Genomic DNA, 18,228 nt, shown 5'->3' with positions numbered 1-18,228 from the left:
CGGGGGAATTTGAGGGTCCTGGCAAGGAGGAACCACCATGGTCCAACGTCTGCCGATCTCCCGTCGTAACCTGCTGCTCGGCGCGGCCGCCACCTTCGGCGTCCCGGCCGTCCTGGCCGGCTGCGGCTCCAGCCAGCCCGCGCCGCCGGGTGGTAAGTCGTCCGGAAATCTCGGCACGGTCACGTTAGGTTCCAACGCCTCGGACGAAATCCCCAAGAAGTCCCTCGAAACCGTTCTGAAGGGCTTCACCCAGGCCCAGGTGAAGATCAACACCGTGGACCACAACACGTTCCAGGAGAACATCAACCGCTACCTCAAAGGCACGCCGGACGATGTCTTCACCTGGTTCGCCGGATATCGCATGCAGTTCTTCGCCGAGCAGGGGCTCGCGACGGACATCTCGGACGTGTGGCGAGAGATCGGGAGCGACTACACGCCCGCCTTCAAGGCCGCCTCGACCGGCACCGACGGCAAGCAGTACTTCGTGCCGTTCACCTACTATCCGTGGGCCGTCTTCTATCGCAAGAGCGTGTGGCAGGAGAAGGGCTACGAGCCGCCCAAGACGCTGGACGAGTTCACCGCGCTGGCCAAGAAGATGAAGGCCGACGGGCTGATCCCGATCGGGTTCGCCGACAAGGACGGCTGGCCCGCGATGGGCACGTTCGACATCATCAACATGCGGACGAACGGCTACGACTTCCACATCTCGCTCATGGGCGGCAAGGAGTCGTGGACCGATCCCAGGGTCAAGCAGGTCTTCGACACCTGGCGCGGGCTGATGGAGTATCACCAGCCCGCCGCGCTGGGCCGTACCTGGCAGGAGGCCGGTCAGGCGCTGCAGCAGAAGAAGACCGGCATGTACCTGCTCGGCATGTTCGTCGCCCAGCAGTTCCCGGAGAACGAGCGCGACGACATCGACTTCTTCACCTTCCCCGAGATCAATCCGACCTACGGCACGGACTCCATCGACGCGCCCATCGACGGCTACATGATCTCGGGCAAGGCCAAGAACGTCGACGGGGCCAAGGCCGTGCTCAAGCACCTGGCCCAGGGCGCCTCGCAGAACATCGCCACCAAGCTCGACCCGGGCACCCTGGCCGCCAGCTCCAAGGCCGACACCAGCGGTTACAGCACGCTGCAGAAGCGCGGCGCCGAGCTGGTGTCCAAGGCGACGCACCTCGCCCAGTTCCTCGACCGTGACACCCGGCCCGACTTCGCCTCGACCGTGATGATCCCCTCGCTGCAGTCGTTCGTCGGCAAGCCGAACGAGATCGACTCCTTGCTGTCGAGCATCGAGAAGCAGAAGAGCAACATCTTCCGCTGATGGCCGCCAAGACCCGTCGCTACTCCGCCCGCGACGTGACCATCCTGGTCATCGGGCTGGGGGTGGCCATCATCGTCAACGTGGGCCTCATCTGGGGGCCCACGCTGGCCTCCATCGGGCTGTCGGGCACCGACTGGAACGGCATCAAGCCGATGGAGTGGGTGGGCGGCCGGAACTACGGCGACCTGGTCAACGACTATCCGCCGTTCTGGTCGGCCATCCGCAACAACGTGCTCTGGCTCGGCTTCCTCGGCCTGGTCGCGACGCCGTTCGGGCTGTTCTGCGCGGTGCTGCTGGACCGGCGGCTGCGGCTGTCGCGCGTGTACCAGAGCGCGCTGTACACGCCGGTCGTGCTGTCGCTGGCCGTTGTGGGGTTCATCGCGCAGCTCGTCTACTCCTCCGACTACGGCGTGCTGAACGCGGTGACCGGCCTGACCGTGGACTGGCTGGGCGACCGGTCGATCAACATCTGGGTGGTCATGGTGGCGGCCGCCTGGCGGCACGTCGGGTACGTCATGATCATCTATCTGGCCGGGCTGAAGGCGGTCGACCCCGCGCTCAAGGAGGCGGCCGCGATCGACGGGGCCAACGAGGCGCAGGCGTTCTTCCGGGTGGTGTTCCCGACGCTGCGGCCGGTCAACGTGATCGTGCTGGTGATCACGGTGATCGAGGCGCTGCGCGCGTTCGACATCGTCTACGCCATCAACAAGGGCAGGAACGGGCTGGAACTGCTGTCGGTGCTGGTCACCGAGAACATCGTGGGTGAGGCGAGCCGCATCGGGTTCGGCTCGGCGATCGCGGTGATCCTGCTGGTGATCACGCTCGGGTTCATCGTCACTTACCTGTCGCAGCTGTTCAGGGAGGAACGATGACGCTCATCGCGCCCACCGCCACGCCGCCGGTCCAGGACCGGCGGGAGCCGGTACGCCGCCGGGCGCGTCCGCTGCGGATCCTGCTGCACGCCTTCCTCGGCCTCGTGGCGCTGGGCTGGGTCCTGCCGCTCGCGCTGGCGCTCTACGCCTCGCTGCGCCCGTACGAGGAGACCTCGCGGCTGGGCTACTTCTCGCTGCCCGAGCATCTGACGCTGGACTACTACGGGCAGGCGTGGAGCCAGGCCGACCTGCCCCGCTACTACCTCAACACGCTGATCATCGTGATCCCGGGGGTGCTGATCACGCTGTTCATGGCGTCGTTCACCGCGTTCGCGATCGCGCGGCTGCGCATTCCGGGGCGCAAGGCGCTGCTGATCACGTTCACGGCGGGCAACCTGCTGCCGCCGCAGGTGCTGATCACCCCGCTCTACACCCTCTACACGCTCGTGCCGCTGCCCTCGTGGCTGTCGGACTCGCAGTCGCTGTACGACTCCTACCTCGGGCTGATCCTGGTGCACGTGGCGTTCCAGTTCGGCTTCTGCGTGTTCGTCATGTCGAACTTCATGCGCACGATCCCGGAGGAGATCACCGAGGCGGCGCTGGTCGACGGGGCCGGCGTGTGGCGCCGCTACTGGCAGCTCACGCTGCCGCTGTGCCGCCCGGTGCTGGCGGCGCTGGCCACGCTGGAGTTCACCTTCATGTACAACGACTTCCTGTGGGCGCTGGTGCTGATGTCGTCGGGCGACAAGCTGCCCGTCACCTCGGCCCTGAACAACCTGCGCGGCCAGTTCTTCACCGACTACAACCTGCTGGCGGCCGGGTCGATGCTGGTCGCGCTGCCCACGCTGATCGTCTTCCAGATGCTGCACAAGCAGTTCGTCGCCGGACTCACGCTGGGGGCCACCAAGGGCTAAAGGAGCGCGTGGAAGCGGGCGGCGACCTGGTCCCAGGTCCACTCGCCGGTGATCCAGTCACGGCCCCGGGCGCCCATCTTCCGGGCCCGTTCGGGGTCGCCGAGCAGCTCGATCAACGCCGCGGCGACCTCCTCCACGTCGGTACCGTCGACGACGAGGCCGGTCTCGCCCTGCCGTACCGCGTCCGGGGCGCCGCCGGACGCGCCCGCGACGACCGGCAGACCGGTCGCCGACGCCTCCAGGAACACGATCCCCAGCCCCTCGACGTCGACGCCGCCCAGCCGGGTACGGCACGGCATCGCGAACACGTCGGCGGCGGCGTAGTAGCCGGCCAGGCTCCCCGCCGGGACCGTGCCGGTGAAGCGGACGGACTCGTGCCCCCGCGCCAGCTTCTCCAGCCTCTTGCGGTACGGCCCGCCGCCCACGAGCAGCAGCACCGACTCCGGCACCGACCGCAGCACCCGGGGCCAGGCCCTGATGAGCTGGTCCTGTCCCTTGCGCGGCACCAGCCTCGACACGCAGATCACCACGGGCCGCCCGGCCAGCCCGAGCTCGGCCTTGACCGCGTCCGGGTGGAACTGGCCGGTGTCCACGCCCGGCGCCAGCCGTACCAGCTTGGCCGGCGAGATCGCGGCGGCCAGCCGGGCGCGTGTGTACTCGCCGAGGTAGGTCACCACGTCGGCGTGCTCGCCGATCCTGCGCAGCGCCCCGCGGAACAGCGGCGCGCTCGCCCACGACGCCTCGTGGCCGTGGGTGAGCATCACCACGCGCCGCGCGCCGGCCGCCCGTAACCCCGGCGCGAGCAGCCCCAGCGGGGCCGCCGAGCCGAACACCACGGTGTCCGCCCGCTGCTCGGCCAGCAGGCGGGCGGCCCGGCGGGCGACCGCCGGGGTCGGCAGCATGAGCGAGGTGGGGTGACGGACGATCCGGTACGGCTGGCGGCGGTCGAACTCCGCGCACCCCTGCCAGGCCGGGGCGTAGACGGCCACGCCGGGGGTGCGCAGGGCCAGCCCGTGCACGAACGACTGGATGCCGCCCGGCCGGGGCGGGAAGTCGTTCGTGACGATGAGCACACCGCTCACGGCTGCTGCCGGCCGTTCAGCGCGGCCCACTCCCGGGCCATGGCGATGCGTTCGGGGCCGGAGGGGTGCGACGCATAGAGGGCATATTCCACCGGATCCGGCGACAAGTCGGAAATATTGGTGATTGCCAGGCGTTTCTGCATCGAGATAAAGGTGGCCGGGTCCTTCGTGAGGTTCAGGGCGTGGAGGTCGGCGCGGGCCTCGATGTGGCGGCTGATCACGTTCTGGGCCGGCCCCGAGACGACCGTGGCCAGGCTCATCAAGCCCATGATCACACCCACCGCCCGCGGGTCGGCCGCCGAGCCGATGCCCGTGCGCCGCCGTAGCAGGCCCAGGAGCAGGAACAGCAGGATCGTGCCGAACGCGGCGCCCAGCCCGCCCACCAGCGTACCGACGAGCACGTCCCCGTATTTGGCGTGGCCCAGCTCGTGCGCCACGACCAGCTCGACCTCGGACTGCGGGGCTCTGAGCAGCGTGTCGTACACGACGATCCGGCGCGTGGCGCCGAAGCCGGAGACGTAGGCGTTGAGCGCGTTCGTCCGGCGGGAGGCGTCGGCGATCAGTACGTCCTCGACCGGGACATGGGCCCGCTCGGCCAGCATCATCAGGTTGGCTCTGAGCGCGCCCCCCGGCATCGGGCGGAAGTCGTTGAACAGCGGCTCGAACACGACCGGATACACGAACGACGCCACCAGGGTGAACGCGAACGCGCCCGCGGCGGCCGGGATCCACCAGCGCCGCAGCCACCTGGCCAGCGCCACCACGACCAGCACCATGATGGACTGCAGCACCACGTTCACGGCCAGGCTCTTGAGCCGGTCGCCGGTCCAGCCGGCCCAGTCCTGCGTGGACAGGCCGTAGTCGCGCAGCCGCACCTCGTACCAGATGCCCAGGGGCCACCTGATCGCCTCGACGATCGCGGTCAGCACCACCACCCCGAGCACGACCCGCACCCACCACGGCCCCCGCAGCTTACCCAGCACCTTGGCGCCGAACGGCGTGAGCACGAGCAGCCCCGCGAACAGCACGGTCAGCCCGAGGGAGAGGTAGCCGGGAAGGCTCGTGGCCGCGTCGAAGGCGGCGGCCCTGGCGATCTCGGCGGCACTGAAGTCACGCGCCGGATCCGGCGTCACCGTGGGGATGCCGGAGGGCATCACCCGCCAGGGCGTCGTGAACGCCACCACGGCCAGGATCACCACGCCGAGAACGACCAGCGCCCAACCGGCACCGGCCCGGCCGGCCACGCCGTCCCCACCGGACGTGACCCCGCCGCCGGACACGGCGCGGTCGCTCGGTCCTACGCGGTCGTCCGGCGCGGCGGACACGGCGCGGTCGCTCGGTCCCGCGCGGTCGTCCGGCGCGGCGGAGCCACTTGAGGCGTCGTCGTCAGGCGGCATGTCGCCGGTGCCCTGCAGATCGTCCATCCGCGTTCCCCTTACGCAAGCTGGTCCCGCACGTAGTCGCGCCATCGCGCCGTCAGCGTCCCCGCCGAGAGCCCGAGTCTGGTGAGCCCCTGGTCGATGCCACCCGTCTGGGCATCACGGTAGAGCCTCACCAGAGTCCCCTCACCGAACCGCGCGGCGATGAAGCGACACGCCAGCCACGCCTCCTGGTACGCCCGCGCCAGGCGTACGGGCTCCCGAGTGGACGGTGCGAATGCCGCAGACCCTGGCAATTCACTCGGCAAGCGCCCGGCCCGCACCTCTGCGGCCAACTCGGCGGCGGCCACCCGGACCGGCAACCCCGCGTCCCGGTAGCCCACGTAGTCGGCGAATCCCTCATAGAGCCACACCGGCAACCGCTTCGTCCCGGCCGCGACGTGGGTGAGCTCGTGGGTGAGCACGATGTCCCGCCCGGTGGGGGTCAGCCGGGCGAAGTTCTCGGGCACCACGACCACCCTCCCGCCGTCGGCCACCGCCGCCAGCCCGTCGACACTCCCCACCCCGGCCACCCGGGCGGCCTCGGCCGCCGAGCCGGGCACGAGCACCACGGGCCGCACCGGGCGGCCGAGCACGGCGGAGACCCGCGACCCGGCGGTATCGGCCCTGCGCGCCAGGTCGCGGAGCGACTCGGGCGCCGCGTGCTGACCGACGACGACCGACCGCACACCTCGTACGACCTCGGCGCCGTCCCCCCAGAGGCCCCGCGCCTCCGCCGGAAGCTCACGATCTCCGGCCCTCGGGCTGTGGCCGGTCGCGGACTGGCCGGGTCCGCCGGATGGCACGTCACGCACCGTCGCGGACTGGTCGGCCCTACCGGACGACAGATCACGAACCGCGACCGAGAGGCCGCCCGCCTCCAGCGACCGGTCCGGGGCGGCGCCGGCCGAGGCGAGGGCCAGGAGCAGCACCCCCGCCACCAAGACTCGGCGGCTCACCTGCACGGACACGTTCCCCGATCGTAGTCGCCCCTCGCCGCGGACCGGCAGTCGCGGAAAGGCCGGAGGTCGTCACGGAAAAGCCCGGACGTCGTCGCGGGAGACGCCGGACTCGTCGCGAAAGGCCCGGACGTCGTCGCGGGAAACGTCCGGACGTCGTCGCGGGAAAGGTCCGGAACACGCGAAGGTCCCGTCCCAGCTGGGACGGGACCTTCGTGACGGTCTATACAGGCCGGACTTACAGGCCGGGACGCACCGCACCCACGAACGACGCCTTGCGCCACCCGTTGAGCTTCTCGACGCGCACCGTCGAACCCGTCCTCGGCGAATGGACCATCTTGCCGTTGCCGACATACATGCCCACATGGCCGAGCCCATGGAAGAACAGCAGGTCACCTGGCTTCAGATTCTTCCAGGAGACCTTCTTCTTGATGCGGGCGAACTGGCTGTTCGTCACGCGCGGGATCTTGACGCCGGCCTTCTTCCAGGCGTACTGGACGAGACCGGAGCAGTCGAAGGAACCAGGTCCTGTGGCCCCGTAACTGTACGGGTCACCGATCTGGTCCTTGGCCACGGCGACGGCCGTACGGGCCTTCGCCTTCTGCCGAGCGACCGCTGTCTGCTGCGCGACCTTCTTCACGGACCTGACGGCCTTCGCCGCTGTGGTGGTCCGGGAAACTTCGGCCGCATCACGCGTCGTCGCCGCCTGCGCCGTCGGGGCAGGGAGGACCAAACCTCCGGCCGTCACGGTCATCGTGAGCGCTGCGCCACTCAGGGCAAGGCGGGACAGACGGGGGTTACAGGGGGAGGTAGACAGGATTTCTCCTTGGAGCTTCCACGAACGCCTACCGGGTTAGCTGACGGATTCGGGCCTGGAAGTCGCCCTACGGCGCGATACGCGCCGATTCACCCCTGATCCCGGGAGCGGGATCGCTGGGTCCCCGGCTCCGTGCCTCCTGGCTGCACGGACTCGGCAGGCCACCGCCACGTGAAGAACAGGTGGGAAGGCGGCGACCTAACGGATTTCTATCTGTCCACATCGGGGACCCGATGGAGAGTCGCGACGCCATGGCTTGTTCGCCGCGACGCCAGAAGTTACGCCCTTGAGTAACGCGCTGGCAAAGCCGTCATGGGGTTGTCAGGATCACTGAAAGGTCTCAGTAAAGTCTCCAACCGCAGCTGGAGCACCGGGCTATGTTACCAAAAAGTGACCCTTCTCACACTTGACGACACAGCGATCTGTCAGGTCCCTTTTGTCACTCTTGTCACACTGGTCCCACCAGTAACGCGCCGTAGGGCCCAGCGGATGGGGCCGACGAATGCGCGGAAGTGGGCGACTCGAGGGTCGCCAAGGAGCCGAGATCAGTGATCGTCGTCGCCTTTTGAAGGCATTCGAGGAGTGTGCAGCCGATCCGGCCAGCGGCATCGGCCTGCGTGCAGAGGGTCAGGTGACCAGCAAATCGGGGTCAGTTGAACAGCCGGTCGGGTTCCGCCGAACAAGCGACATGAGCCCGCTGAACAGCCGGTCAGAGCCCCTTGACCCCAGGCCGAGTCCGTCGGCCCGAGGCGGGGTCCGTCGGCCCGAGGCGGGGTCCGTCGGCCCGAGGCCGGGTCCGTCTACCCGAAGCCGGGGCCACAAGGCCGGGTTCGTCGACCGGCAAGCCGGTGAGTCCGCATGGACCGCCAAACGTCCACCGGCAGACCATCCGGCCCACGGCCACCTGAAGCCACGGACCGGGGTCAAGAGAGCGCACGTCACGGCGCCCAGCGCGCCCCACCGGAGGAGCGTGTCCCTGGACAGAGCCCAGCCACGGACGGCGGGTGGGGCCCACCGTGCTTGCCGTACAGAAAAGCAGCGGTTTTCGTACAAGAACTACGGCCGGATAGCTCCCACCAGCGTGCCGCCATAGGAGGACAGGGTGACGACCTTGACGACGTCGCCGGTCTGGGGAGCGTGGACGATCTGCCCGTTGCCCGCATAAATGCTGACATGGCCGAGCCCCGAGCTGAAGATCAGGTCGCCGGGCTGCAGGTCCTTCAGATCCACCTTGCGGGCCGCGCCCCAGGCCCACTGCTGCCACGTGGTGCGGGGCAGCGAGACGCCCCCGGCGCGCCACGACGCCTGCGTGAGGCCCGAGCAGTCCCAGCCGCGCGGTCCCGTGCCGCCGAACACGTACGGCTTGCCCACCTGCGCGTAGGCGAACCTGAGCACCGCCGCGGCGTTGCCGGAGGCCGAGCCGGTGTACTTGATGCCGGTGCTGTTGGGGTCACCGGTCTTGTAGGCGCCGAGCTTCTCGAGCAGCTTCTTCTGCTTCGCGATCAGCTTTTGGACCTCCGAGCGCTCCTTCTCGACCCCGTCGCGCTCTTTGTCGGCCGCCCGCAGCGCCGTCTCGGCCTTGTCGCGCTCCTCCTTGAGCCCGCGGTTCTCGCGGTCGAACGCCGCCAGCCGCGCCATCTTCTCCTCCGACAGCTGCCCCGCGAGCGCCATGCTGCCCAGCAGGCCCGTGGGATCCGGCTGGCCGATCATCGAGGGCCAGGAGGTGGTGTCGGGGCCGCGCTTGTAGGTGTCGACGGCCATCTCGACGACCTGGGCGCGCAGCGTCGCGACCGTCTCCAGCTTGCGCTTGTAACTGGCGTTCAGCTTGCCGTACTCGCCTTGGGCCGCCTTGTACTTCTCGGTCGCCGTGTTGTAGCGGTCGACGACCTTGTCGGCCTGGTCGTTCAGCTTCTTGAGCTTGGCTTTCGCCTGTTTGATCGTGGGCTTCGGCGCGGCCAGTGCCTCGCTTGTGGGGGAAAGCAGCAGCCCGATCGCGAGACCAGCGGCCAGTGGCACCCGGCCAAACCTCACAGTGTCGCCTCCAGGGGAATATATCTGGGGCGAAATGGTACAGAAGTGGCGGGTGTGCTTTCACCCTAACCACCGATTCGTAATCTAGGCGCGGCCCAGCCTGCGCAGCAGCAGAGCCGACGGAACCGGTCTGGCTCCCATGCGCCGGACGGACTCGGCCACCTCGCGGTCGGAGGAGACCACCGCCATGGCCCGGCCGGGCGGCTCGGCGCGGACGAGCTGGCGGATCAGGTCGTCGGCGATCTCGCCGGGCGCGCTGAAGAGCACCCGCACGCCGCGCGGCGCCACCACCTGGACGGGCGCGTTGAGCTCGGCGCCGTCGAAGACCACGGTCACCTCGACCCTGGTCTGCGCGACCAGCCCGCCGAGGCCGGTCATCAGCCGGTTGCGCTGGTCGGCCAGGGTCAGCGTGCCGTAGCCGGTCTTGGTCACGTTGTAGCCGTCGATGATCAGGTGCACCTGCGGCAGCCCGAGGAGCTGGTCGAGGAGCTGCGGGTCGTCGTCGGCCAGGGCGCGGGCGGGCACGCCCCGGACGCCGGGGCGCTCGCCCGTGAGCGCGGCGACCGAGTCGGCGGGCCTGCTGATCATGGTGGGCAGAGCCAGCTCCCTTCGCAGCCCGGCGGAGGCGTCCTGGAGCGCGTCGAGCAGCACCCTGACGCGGGCGTCCTCGATGCTCCTGCCCTCACGCGCGGCCCGGCGCGAGGCCTCGAGCTGTTTCTCCACATCGGCCAGCCGCTCGCGGAGCCGACGCAGCTCGGACTCGCCCGCGCTGCCCGCGGCCGTGGCGGCGGACTTGGCGTCGTCGGCCGCGTGCTCCATCTCCTCGGCGCGGCGCACGGCCGCCTTGCTCCGCTCGCGGGCCTCGTGGAGCTTGCGGCGCAGGTCGGAGTTCTCGGCGCGGGCCGCCCTCAGCTGCTCGCGCAGCCGGTCGGACTCGTCCTTGGCGGCGCTCTTCTGGGCGGCGAGCTGCTCGCGCAGCCGGGCCACCACCTCCTCGCGCTCGGTCCCCTCGGCCGCGACCGCCGACTGCTCGAGATCGGCCCGGGCGGCCTCGACCATCTCCGCCCACCCGACCGGCCGCGTCAGATAAGCCGCGGCGGCCACCAGCACGGGGTCGGCGGCGGGTGGCACGTTGCCCTCGATCAGCGAGGCGACGAGCTCGGGCCACCCGGCGGCCACCGACTCGGCGACCACCTCGCGGAACTCTTTGTCGTTCTCCAGCTGGGCGGCGATGGGCGCGCTGCCCAGCTTGGCGCGCTTACGCGGGTCGAATTTGGCGATGCCGCGCAGCGGCGGCGGAATCGTGGCAGCGGGCATGGACCCGAGGACCTGCGCCGCCAGATCGACGACGTTGAGTCTCACCTGCTCGGGAAGCGGGCGAGACAGACCTTCACCCGCTGAACTCATCCCACGGTCCCTTCGTGACATGCCCTTTCAGACAAGGGTACGGCTGTCGTGTACCTGACCGTAACGGCAGGTCGCATATGGACAAGCGCTTGCTAGGGGTATACGACTGGGCCGGGACCCGCGTTCACCCGGTGTTCATCCAGGAGGCCCACCGTGACGGACGAGATGCGCACATCCACCCGTGACCTGGTGGAACTGCGCGATCGGCTGGGAATCTGGCTCAGCGGGCGAGTTGACCGGCCGGTGACGGTGTCCGAGCTGTCGAGGCCCCTGGAAAACGGCATGTCCAGCGAAACGCTCTTCTTCACCGCGTCCTGGCCCGGACAGCGCGTCCGGTGCGTGGCCAGGATGGCGCCCGCCCAGGAAGCGGTGCCCGTCTTCCCTTCGTACGATCTGCGGGCCCAGTTCGAGATCATGCGCTCGGCCAGGGAAAAAGCTGGAATTCCAGCGCCGAGGGCCCTCTGGTTCGAGCCCGACCCCGGTCCGCTGGGCACCCCCTTTTTCATCATGGAACGGGAGGATGGTGCCGTACCGCCCGATGTCCTGCCGTACACGTTCGAGGGCTGGATGCTCGACGCGGCGCCGCGCGATCGGCGCCGGCTGCAGGACGCGACGGTGGCGATCGTGGCCGCGCTGCACGACGCGCCGTTCACCGAGCGGGACCTGGCCGTACTCCCGCAGGGCGGGCTGCGCCGCCACGTGGACGGGCAGCGCGCCTATTACGAGTGGGCGCACGGCGGGACGCGGATCCCGCTGCTGGAGCGGGGCTTCGACTGGCTGGAGGCGCACTGGCCCCGCGACCCGGGACCCGACGTGCTCTGCTGGGGCGACGCCCGCATCGGGAACGTGATGTATCGCGACTTCAGGCCTGTGGCGGTGTTCGACTGGGAGATGGCCGCGGTGGGGCCGCGGGAGCTCGATCTGGCGTGGATGATCTTCCTGCACCGCTTCTTCCAGGACCTCACGGAGGGCCTTGGCATGCCCGGAATTCCCGACTTCATGCGACGCGACGATGTTTGCGAGAAATATCGGGAGCTGACGGGTTATCGGGTGCGGGACATGGAGTTCTACGAGATGTACGCGGCGCTGCGGCACGGGGCCATCATGGCCAGGGTGTGGCAGCGCCGGATCCACTTCGGCGAGCAGCCCATGCCGGACGACCCCGACGACCTGGTGCTGCACCGGGCCACGATCGAGCGGATGCTCAAAGGCTGGCGTCGTACACCGTGAGCGCGATCTGCACCCGGTTGTTGAGGTCCAGCTTGGTGAGGATCCGCGAGACGTGCGCCTTGACCGTGGCCACGCTCATGTAGAGCTCGCGGCCGATGGCGGCGTTCGACTTCCCCTGGCCGACGGCCAGCGCCACGTCGCGCTCGCGCTCGCTGAGCTTGGCCAGCAGGCCGCGGGCCCTGTCCGTACGCCGGCCCGCCCCGCCGCCGTCATCGGAGACGTGCGCGATGAGCTGGCGGGTCACGGCGGGCGACAGGATCGGCTCGCCCGCCGCCACCTTCCGGATCGCCTCGACCAGCTCGCGCGGCGGAATGTCCTTCAGCAGGAAGCCCGCCGCCCCCGCGCGCAGTGCCCGCACCACCTGGGCGTCGGCATGGAAGGTGGTCAGCACCACCACCTCGGGCGGCGACTCCGCGGCGCGCAGCGCCTCCGTCGCGGTGAGCCCGTCGACGTCGGGCATCCGGATGTCCATCAGCACCACGTCGGGCCGGTGCGCGGCGACCAGCGGCGGCACCTCCGAGCCGTCGCCCGCCTCGGCCACGATCTCGATGTCGCCCGCCCCGCCCAGGATCATCGAGAGTCCGGCGCGTACCAGGGCGTCGTCGTCGACGATCAGCACGCGGATCGGCGCGGTCATGCGTCCTCCAGGGAAGTCTCCACCGGCCAAGGTAACCAGGCGCGCACCAGGAAGTCGCCTTCGCGGGTCGCGCCGTGTTCGAGTCGCCCGCCCGCGAGCTGGGCTCGCTCGGTCAGGCCGATGAGCCCGGCGCCGGCTCCGGGGATGCGCGTGTTCTGGCGTACCCGAAGCGGGTTGCGGACCTCTGCCGTCAGGCCCGCCCCCGGACCGCCGGCGACGGTGACCGTCACGGGAGCGCCGCTCGCGTGCTTGCGCGCGTTGGTGAGCGCCTCCTGGACGATGCGGTAGACGTTGCGGCCCAGTCCCTCCGGCGCGTCACCGGCGTCGAGGGCGAAGTCCACCTCCATGCCCGCTTCGTGGCACTCCTCGATCAGCGGAGGCAGGTCGGCCAGCGTGGGCTGCGGGCGGTCGGGCACGGGGTCGCCGGCCGCGGGCGCCGAGTAGCGCAGCACGCCGATCACTTCGCGCAGGTCCTGCAGCGCGTGGTGGGCGCTGCTCCTGATCGCCGCCGCGGCCCTGGCGATCTCCTCGGCGGGCGCGTTCGGCCGGAACTCCAGCGCTCCCGCGTGCAGGCTGAGCATGGAGATGCGGTGCGCGAGCACGTCGTGCATCTCCCTGGCGATCCGCTCGCGCTCGAGCCGCTTGGCCTCCTCCGCCGCGCTGTCGGCGCGCTGCCTGAGCGACCAGACGAGCTGCCGCCTGGCCCGCACCACGATGCCCCAGGCGAACACGGTCAGCACGATGGCCACCCCGACCACGGTCTGCCCCAGCACGCCCAGCTCCTTGTCGGGCCTGAGCATGGAGAACGGGATCAGCGTCAGGCCGCCGAGCAGCGCGACCGGCCCGGAGATCTTGAACGGCCGGTGCACCGCCACGGTGAACAGGGCGACGACCGCGGCCCCGCCCACCAGCGTCAGAAAGGCCGACAGCACCGTGGTCACCAGCGCCAGCCCGACCGGCCACCTGCGGCGCAGCCACACCGCCGCGCACGCCAGCGCGCCGACCACCTGCTCGATCACCACCACGGGCGTCGGCTGTCCCTCCAGGTCCGGCATGCTCAACAGAGCCAGCCCGCAGGCGCTCAGGAACATCAGGACGTCGACGATCCAGTCGCGGGTCGAGCGCCGCACCGGACGCCGCTCATCGCCGTCCCCCAGCAGGACCGAGGGCAGCAGCCACCGGTATTCCGTCACGTTCCACGAGGTTAGAGCCTGGCCGGGCCCAGGGACAGCGACCAAAGTCGATGGTCGCCGAGACCTACGGCCGACGCGGCGGGGATCGCGGGCGCGGAACGCTGGATGGCATGAAGGTGATACTGGACCTGGTCGGCTGGCTGCTGGTGGCGCAGGGCGTGGGTGGCGTGGTCAACACCCTGCTGGGCTGGTGGCGGTGGGCCCACGACCTGCTGCTGGTCAACATCCTGCCGTTCCTCCACGGCCGCGAGATCTTCGCCTCCATCGTGATCGGCGTGCTCGGGCTGGTGCTCCTCTCGGCCTCGGCGTCGATGCGCAAGCCGGCGAGCCGGACGTGAGTCACGACAGCGCTGCGCGAGCCGCCAAGCCGGACGTGAGCGCGACGACGCTGCGTCCGCCGCGCAACCAGGCCGACAGGCGGGCGATCTCCTGGTGGACGGTCCAGGCGATGATCCTGGCAGTGCCGGTGGCCGGCGCCGCGGTGGCGGCCTACTGGCTGTTCACCGACCGGTCCACCTGGCTGGGGATCGTGACGGCCGTCTTCGCGGCGGGCTGCCTGCTGCTGGCGGTGGCCGCGCCACGCGCGTACTACCGGGTGGAGCGCTGGGAGGTCACCGGCGAGGCCGTCTACACGCGCAAGGGCTGGCTGACCCACACCTGGCGGGTCGCGCCGATGTCACGCATCCAGACTGTCGACACCGCGCGGGGGCCGGTGCAGCGACTGTTCGGGCTGGCGGACGTCACGGTGACCACCGGCTCGGCGGCGGGCGCGATCAAGATAGAGGCGCTGGACCACGAGCTGGCCGCCGAGCTGGCGCGGCGCCTCACCACGATCACCCAGGCGACGCCGGGGGACGCGACGTGAGCTGGCGGAAGCTCTCCTCACGGAGCCTGGCCGCGTCGTCGGTGCTGTCGCTGGCGATCGTGGCGCCGGCGGTGACCGTCCTGGTGCGTACGCTCATCGGGCTCGACTGGCCGCTCGGCGCGACGGCCGCGGCGGGCGCGGGCGCGGCGGTGCTGATCGTGGCCGGGGTCCTGGCCTACGCCTGGGCGCGGCTCCGCTCGACCCGGTGGCGGCTCACCACGGAGCGCCTGGAGCTGCGCTCGGGCATCGCCGTACGACAGCACCGCTCGATCCCGCGCGACCGCGTGCGCAGCGTCGACCTCACCGCGGATCCGGTACGGCGGGTGTTCGGGCTGACCGTCGTCAAGGTCGGCACCGGAGAGCACCCGGGCGAGGGGACCGAGCTCACCCTGGACCCGCTGCCCAGGCGGGAGGCCGAGGCGCTGCGCCGTACCCTGCTGCGGACCGGCGAGGTCCCGCTCGGGGACGGCGGCGCGCTGGCGGAGCTGCGGTGGGCCTGGATCAGGTACGCGCCGCTGTCGGTGTGGTCGTTCGCGGGCGGCGCGCTGGTGCTGGGGGCGCTCTACAAGCTGCTCGACGCGTTCGGCGTGAACCTGTTCACCACCGGGACGGCGGCGGGCGCCTGGGGCTGGGTCACGGCGCGGCCGTGGCTTGCGGTGCCGCTGCTCGTGGCGGCCAATGTGGTGGTCGGGGTGGCGGGGGCGCTGCTGTTGTTCGCCGAGTCGTGGGGGCGCTACCGGCTGGAGCGCGAACCGGGGCGGCTGCGGCTGCGGCGCGGGCTGCTGACCAGCCGGTCGCTGACGCTGGAGGAGCGGCGGCTGCGCGGCGTGGAGATCAGTGAGCCGCTGCTGCTGCGGCTGGGCGGTGGAGCGCGGGTCAAGGCCGTGGCCACCGGGCTGCGCAAGGCCGCCGAGAACGAGACGGAGGACGTGGCCGCGCTCACCCCACCGCTCCCCCGCGCACTGGCCGAACAGATCGCCGAACGCGTCCTGGGCCTGGGACGGCCCGGAACGGAGTCCCCCTTGGCTGAGCCGGGGCAGGGCGCGACGTCGCCCGCCATGAGCCCGTGGCGGGCCGGGCTGGTGGCGCATCCGGCGGCGGCCCGGCGCAGGCGCGTCGTCCGCGCGGTCGTCGCCGTCGCGGCACTGGCCGTGCCGGCCGCAGTGCCGTCACTCCTCTGGACGTGGCAGGGGGGCTGGATCTGGCCCGCGGCCGTGCTGGTCATCGGGCTCCCGGCCGGCCTGTGGCTGGCCGCCGACGCCTATCGGGGGCTCGGCCACGCGCTCGGCCCGCGCCACCTGGTCACCAGGCGGGGCTCGGCCGCACGGCGTACGGTCGCGCTCGACAGAAGCGGCATCGTCGGCTGGACGGTCGAGCAGTCGTTCTTCCAGCGCCGCGCCGGCCTGCTCACGCTCTCGGCGACGACGGCGGCGGGGGACGGGCACTACGACGTGGTCGACGTCGGCACGGGCGAGGGGCTCGACCTGGCGGCACGCGCCGTGCCCGGCCTGCTGGAGCCCTTCCTCGCCGGGAAAAGCAGCGAGCCGCGGATCTCCCCCGGCTTGCCCACGCCCCTGTATTGGACAAGCTAGATCACGCGGCTCATTTGCTTTGCGGGGCCCACGCTATTTACCGCGCTTGCAACGCACTTGCAGAGCTGTAACCGTCGCCGTCAAGCTCCCGCCGGGGGGACGATCCGCGAGGGGAGGATCCGTGGCGGCTCCAGGGGCGGCTCACCTGCCGAGCCCGCGCCAGGCGGGCCGCCTGCGGCCAGCCGCCTGCCGGGGCCGCCGAGTGCCTCTACGGGGAGCTGAGCGGCCCCCAGAGGTCCGGTGCGAAGCAAGTCATACCCGTGACCGTGACCGGGCTGGCGGTGCGCGACAGTGGCCGCTGAACGGCCTGGAGCGCCCGCCGCCCGGCCAGGCTGGAGCGCCCGCCGCCCGGGTCAGCTGCCGATCGGCTTCTTGGCCAGCTCGGCCAGATACGTCTTGGCCAGGGACAGCGCCCCGTCTCGTGCTTCCTTGTCGGGCATCAACTTGACCTTGGGCGAGTTGACGGGCTCGTCCTTGGGCCGCTCGGCGCCCGAGTAGTCCACCACGATCACCGTCGCCCCCTGCCGCAGCACCACCGTGCCCGAGGAGGCGAAGGTGTCGCCGTGCATGATCCGCACGTACTGGCTGAAGGCCGCCTCTCCCACGCCCTTGACCTCGGACAGCCCGCTCCACGAGATGCCGCCGATGGTGGAGCCCGCGTTGGTGCCGCGGCTGCCGCGCTGCCCCGCGTAGTAGGCCCGCGCGGCCGGCGCGTCCTCGACGCCGGCCCGGTTGGTGAAGCGGTGCGTGGTGATCAGCGCGCTGCGGATGCGCTTGACGTCGGCGCCCACGGGGATGTCCAGGTTCAGCCACCGGCACTCGGTCTGCGCGTCGCCGCCCGCCTCGGTGCCGCGGGCCCGCGGCGTGGGCGAGGGGACCAGCCGGGTGACCGATCCGGTCATGGCCTGGCAGGCGGCCGGGAAGACGGCGAGGTTGGTGGGCGAGGGCGTTCCTTCGGGCGTGGGCGTACTGGTGGTGACGGACTTGTCCGGCTGGGCCAGCACGTTGGGGTGCTGCGCCTTCCAGGCCGCGATGCCCTTGGCGATGTGCCCGAGTACGGTGCTGGCCTCGCGGATCCCGTTGGCCTCGGTGACCGACTGGGTGGTCGCGTTGCTGAGGATCCGCGCGTCCTTGCGCTGCTGGTCGGCTTGGTACTTGACCTTGATCGTCATGTCGTCGACGCGGGCGTGGGCCTCGCCGAAGGAGTACCACAGCAGCTTGCCGGAACGGCGCCAGGTGTACTGGGCGAACGCGGCGTCACCGATGCCGGGCACATCCTTGACCGGGGAGACGTACTCCTTCTCCCCCTTCTCCGGCGTGGGCTTGGCCGTCTCGGCGTACTTGCCGCCGCCGTAGTCGATGTCGTAGGAGTTCTGGGCCATCGTCCGGCCGGTCTTCGCGCCGTCGCCGCGGTGCTGCTCAACGCGGACGTCGATCTCCCGGCTGCGCCAGTATTCGCCGAACGAGATGCGGCGGTTGACCCAGTTGCAGGTGAAGCTGAGCGTGTAGTCGCCGTCCCTGGAGCTCTTGGACACCGTCGCCTGAGGCACGAGGCGTTCGGCCTCGGTCTTGGGCAGCATCGAGCACACGTCGAGCGCCGGCGCCGCCGCCGAGACGGGCGACTTGACCGGCTTGGCCCCGGTCGAGGGCGTGGAGCGGGCGACCTTCCCGTACACGATGTACGCGCCCGCGCCGCCCGCGATCAGCACGACCACGGCGACGGCCACCACGGGCAGGATCCACGACCGCCTGCGCGGCGGAGGCGGGGGCGGAGGCTGGGGCGGCCCCCAGGGCGGTCCAGGTGGCATGGTCGGCTGCTCGAACTGCCTGCCCTGGATCGGATAGGGGTTGGTCGGCGGCTCGAACGCGCTACCGGGATTCACGAGG

At 70.7% G+C, this 18,228-nt stretch carries 16 protein-coding genes and 1 riboswitch; of the genes, 7 read left to right on the top strand and 9 right to left on the bottom strand.

Annotation, left to right across the window (positions count from 1 at the left end):
- Window positions 1-37: 37 nt before the first annotated feature.
- From LDL49_RS37165 to LDL49_RS37155, 3 genes are read left to right on the top strand one after another with little or no spacing between them, the layout of a single operon-like run.
- On the top strand, window positions 38-1,324 hold the full coding sequence (locus LDL49_RS37165; protein WP_225298484.1) for an ABC transporter substrate-binding protein: 1,287 nt from the start codon (window positions 38-40) through the stop codon (window positions 1,322-1,324).
- The gene (locus tag LDL49_RS37160) at window positions 1,324-2,196 is read left to right on the top strand and encodes a carbohydrate ABC transporter permease (RefSeq protein ID WP_225298483.1); all 873 of its coding nucleotides are present in this window, start codon (window positions 1,324-1,326) and stop codon (window positions 2,194-2,196) included. Before LDL49_RS37165 ends, LDL49_RS37160 begins: the two co-directional genes overlap by 1 nt.
- Window positions 2,193-3,110 (top strand): carbohydrate ABC transporter permease, encoded by a 918-nt coding sequence (locus LDL49_RS37155; RefSeq protein WP_225298481.1) that lies wholly within the window; start codon window positions 2,193-2,195, stop codon window positions 3,108-3,110. The genes LDL49_RS37160 and LDL49_RS37155 overlap by 4 nt, the downstream gene beginning before the upstream one ends.
- Here the strand turns inward: LDL49_RS37155 and LDL49_RS37150 are convergent.
- From LDL49_RS37150 to LDL49_RS37125, 6 genes are all read right to left on the bottom strand, one after another.
- Entirely contained in the window at window positions 3,107-4,192 is a 1,086-nt protein-coding gene (locus LDL49_RS37150; RefSeq protein ID WP_225298478.1) for a glycosyltransferase family 4 protein, read from the bottom strand. The two genes, LDL49_RS37155 and LDL49_RS37150, sit on opposite strands and share 4 nt — an antisense overlap.
- The gene (locus LDL49_RS37145; RefSeq protein ID WP_225298476.1) at window positions 4,189-5,616 is read right to left on the bottom strand and encodes a M48 family metallopeptidase; all 1,428 of its coding nucleotides are present in this window, start codon (window positions 5,614-5,616) and stop codon (window positions 4,189-4,191) included. The genes LDL49_RS37150 and LDL49_RS37145 overlap by 4 nt, the downstream gene beginning before the upstream one ends.
- Before the next feature lie 11 nt (window positions 5,617-5,627).
- Window positions 5,628-6,581 carry a basic secretory family protein gene (locus tag LDL49_RS37140; protein ID WP_225298474.1) on the bottom strand — a complete coding sequence of 318 codons (954 nt, stop codon included), beginning with the start codon at window positions 6,579-6,581 and terminating at the stop codon, window positions 5,628-5,630.
- Between the two features lie 226 nt (window positions 6,582-6,807).
- Complete coding sequence (locus tag LDL49_RS37135; RefSeq protein ID WP_225298472.1) at window positions 6,808-7,209, bottom strand: C40 family peptidase; 402 nt, start codon at window positions 7,207-7,209, stop codon at window positions 6,808-6,810.
- 187 nt (window positions 7,210-7,396) lie between these two features.
- Window positions 7,397-7,555: riboswitch (cyclic di-AMP (ydaO/yuaA leader) on the bottom strand.
- Between the two features lie 887 nt (window positions 7,556-8,442).
- Window positions 8,443-9,402 (bottom strand): C40 family peptidase, encoded by a 960-nt coding sequence (locus LDL49_RS37130; RefSeq protein ID WP_225298470.1) that lies wholly within the window; start codon window positions 9,400-9,402, stop codon window positions 8,443-8,445.
- A gap of 99 nt (window positions 9,403-9,501) precedes the next feature.
- Window positions 9,502-10,824, bottom strand: coding sequence for an NYN domain-containing protein (locus tag LDL49_RS37125; RefSeq protein ID WP_225298467.1), 1,323 nt, complete (start codon window positions 10,822-10,824; stop codon window positions 9,502-9,504).
- A 153-nt stretch (window positions 10,825-10,977) separates the two neighbouring features.
- Between LDL49_RS37125 and LDL49_RS37120 the strand changes: the two genes are divergently transcribed.
- Entirely contained in the window at window positions 10,978-12,054 is a 1,077-nt protein-coding gene (locus LDL49_RS37120) for a phosphotransferase family protein (protein ID WP_225298465.1), read from the top strand.
- Here the strand turns inward: LDL49_RS37120 and LDL49_RS37115 are convergent.
- Window positions 12,029-12,691: a response regulator gene (locus tag LDL49_RS37115; protein ID WP_225298463.1), complete on the bottom strand. Its 663-nt coding sequence runs from the start codon at window positions 12,689-12,691 to the stop codon at window positions 12,029-12,031. The genes LDL49_RS37120 and LDL49_RS37115 overlap by 26 nt on opposite strands.
- Window positions 12,688-13,884, bottom strand: a complete 1,197-nt coding sequence (locus LDL49_RS37110; RefSeq protein WP_225298462.1) for a sensor histidine kinase — start codon at window positions 13,882-13,884, stop codon at window positions 12,688-12,690. Before LDL49_RS37110 ends, LDL49_RS37115 begins: the two co-directional genes overlap by 4 nt.
- A gap of 110 nt (window positions 13,885-13,994) precedes the next feature.
- Between LDL49_RS37110 and LDL49_RS37105 the strand changes: the two genes are divergently transcribed.
- The 3 genes from LDL49_RS37105 to LDL49_RS37095 are packed head-to-tail and all read left to right on the top strand — an operon-like array spanning window position 13,995 to window position 16,341.
- Window positions 13,995-14,222 carry a hypothetical protein gene (locus LDL49_RS37105; RefSeq protein WP_225298460.1) on the top strand — a complete coding sequence of 76 codons (228 nt, stop codon included), beginning with the start codon at window positions 13,995-13,997 and terminating at the stop codon, window positions 14,220-14,222.
- A complete protein-coding gene (locus tag LDL49_RS37100) occupies window positions 14,219-14,749 on the top strand; it encodes a PH domain-containing protein (RefSeq protein WP_372470515.1) in 531 nt (176 codons plus the stop codon). The genes LDL49_RS37105 and LDL49_RS37100 overlap by 4 nt, the downstream gene beginning before the upstream one ends.
- Window positions 14,746-16,341, top strand: a complete 1,596-nt coding sequence (locus tag LDL49_RS37095; protein WP_225298457.1) for a PH domain-containing protein — start codon at window positions 14,746-14,748, stop codon at window positions 16,339-16,341. The genes LDL49_RS37100 and LDL49_RS37095 overlap by 4 nt, the downstream gene beginning before the upstream one ends.
- A 353-nt stretch (window positions 16,342-16,694) precedes the next feature.
- On the opposite strand, the gene LDL49_RS37090 is transcribed toward LDL49_RS37095, so the two are convergent.
- A complete protein-coding gene (locus LDL49_RS37090) occupies window positions 16,695-18,224 on the bottom strand; it encodes a hypothetical protein (protein ID WP_225298455.1) in 1,530 nt (509 codons plus the stop codon).
- Between the last annotated feature and the right edge of the window lie 4 nt (window positions 18,225-18,228).

The organism is Nonomuraea aurantiaca, assembly GCF_020215705.1.
In the GTDB taxonomy this organism is placed as follows: domain Bacteria; phylum Actinomycetota; class Actinomycetes; order Streptosporangiales; family Streptosporangiaceae; genus Nonomuraea; species Nonomuraea aurantiaca.
This window is presented reverse-complemented; position numbering and strand designations above follow the sequence as displayed.

What these genes read in the sequence shown, in the direction of transcription:
- LDL49_RS37165 (WP_225298484.1), top strand. Translation starts at nt 38, where the DNA reads ATGGTCCAACGTCTGCCGATCTCCCGTCGTAACCTGCTGCTCGGCGCG.
- LDL49_RS37160 (WP_225298483.1), top strand. Translation starts at nt 1,324, where the DNA reads ATGGCCGCCAAGACCCGTCGCTACTCCGCCCGCGACGTGACCATCCTG.
- LDL49_RS37155 (WP_225298481.1), top strand. Translation starts at nt 2,193, where the DNA reads ATGACGCTCATCGCGCCCACCGCCACGCCGCCGGTCCAGGACCGGCGG.
- LDL49_RS37145 (WP_225298476.1), bottom strand. Translation starts at nt 5,616, where the DNA reads ATGGACGATCTGCAGGGCACCGGCGACATGCCGCCTGACGACGACGCC.
- LDL49_RS37125 (WP_225298467.1), bottom strand. Translation starts at nt 10,824, where the DNA reads ATGAGTTCAGCGGGTGAAGGTCTGTCTCGCCCGCTTCCCGAGCAGGTG.
- LDL49_RS37115 (WP_225298463.1), bottom strand. Translation starts at nt 12,691, where the DNA reads ATGACCGCGCCGATCCGCGTGCTGATCGTCGACGACGACGCCCTGGTA.
- LDL49_RS37105 (WP_225298460.1), top strand. Translation starts at nt 13,995, where the DNA reads ATGAAGGTGATACTGGACCTGGTCGGCTGGCTGCTGGTGGCGCAGGGC.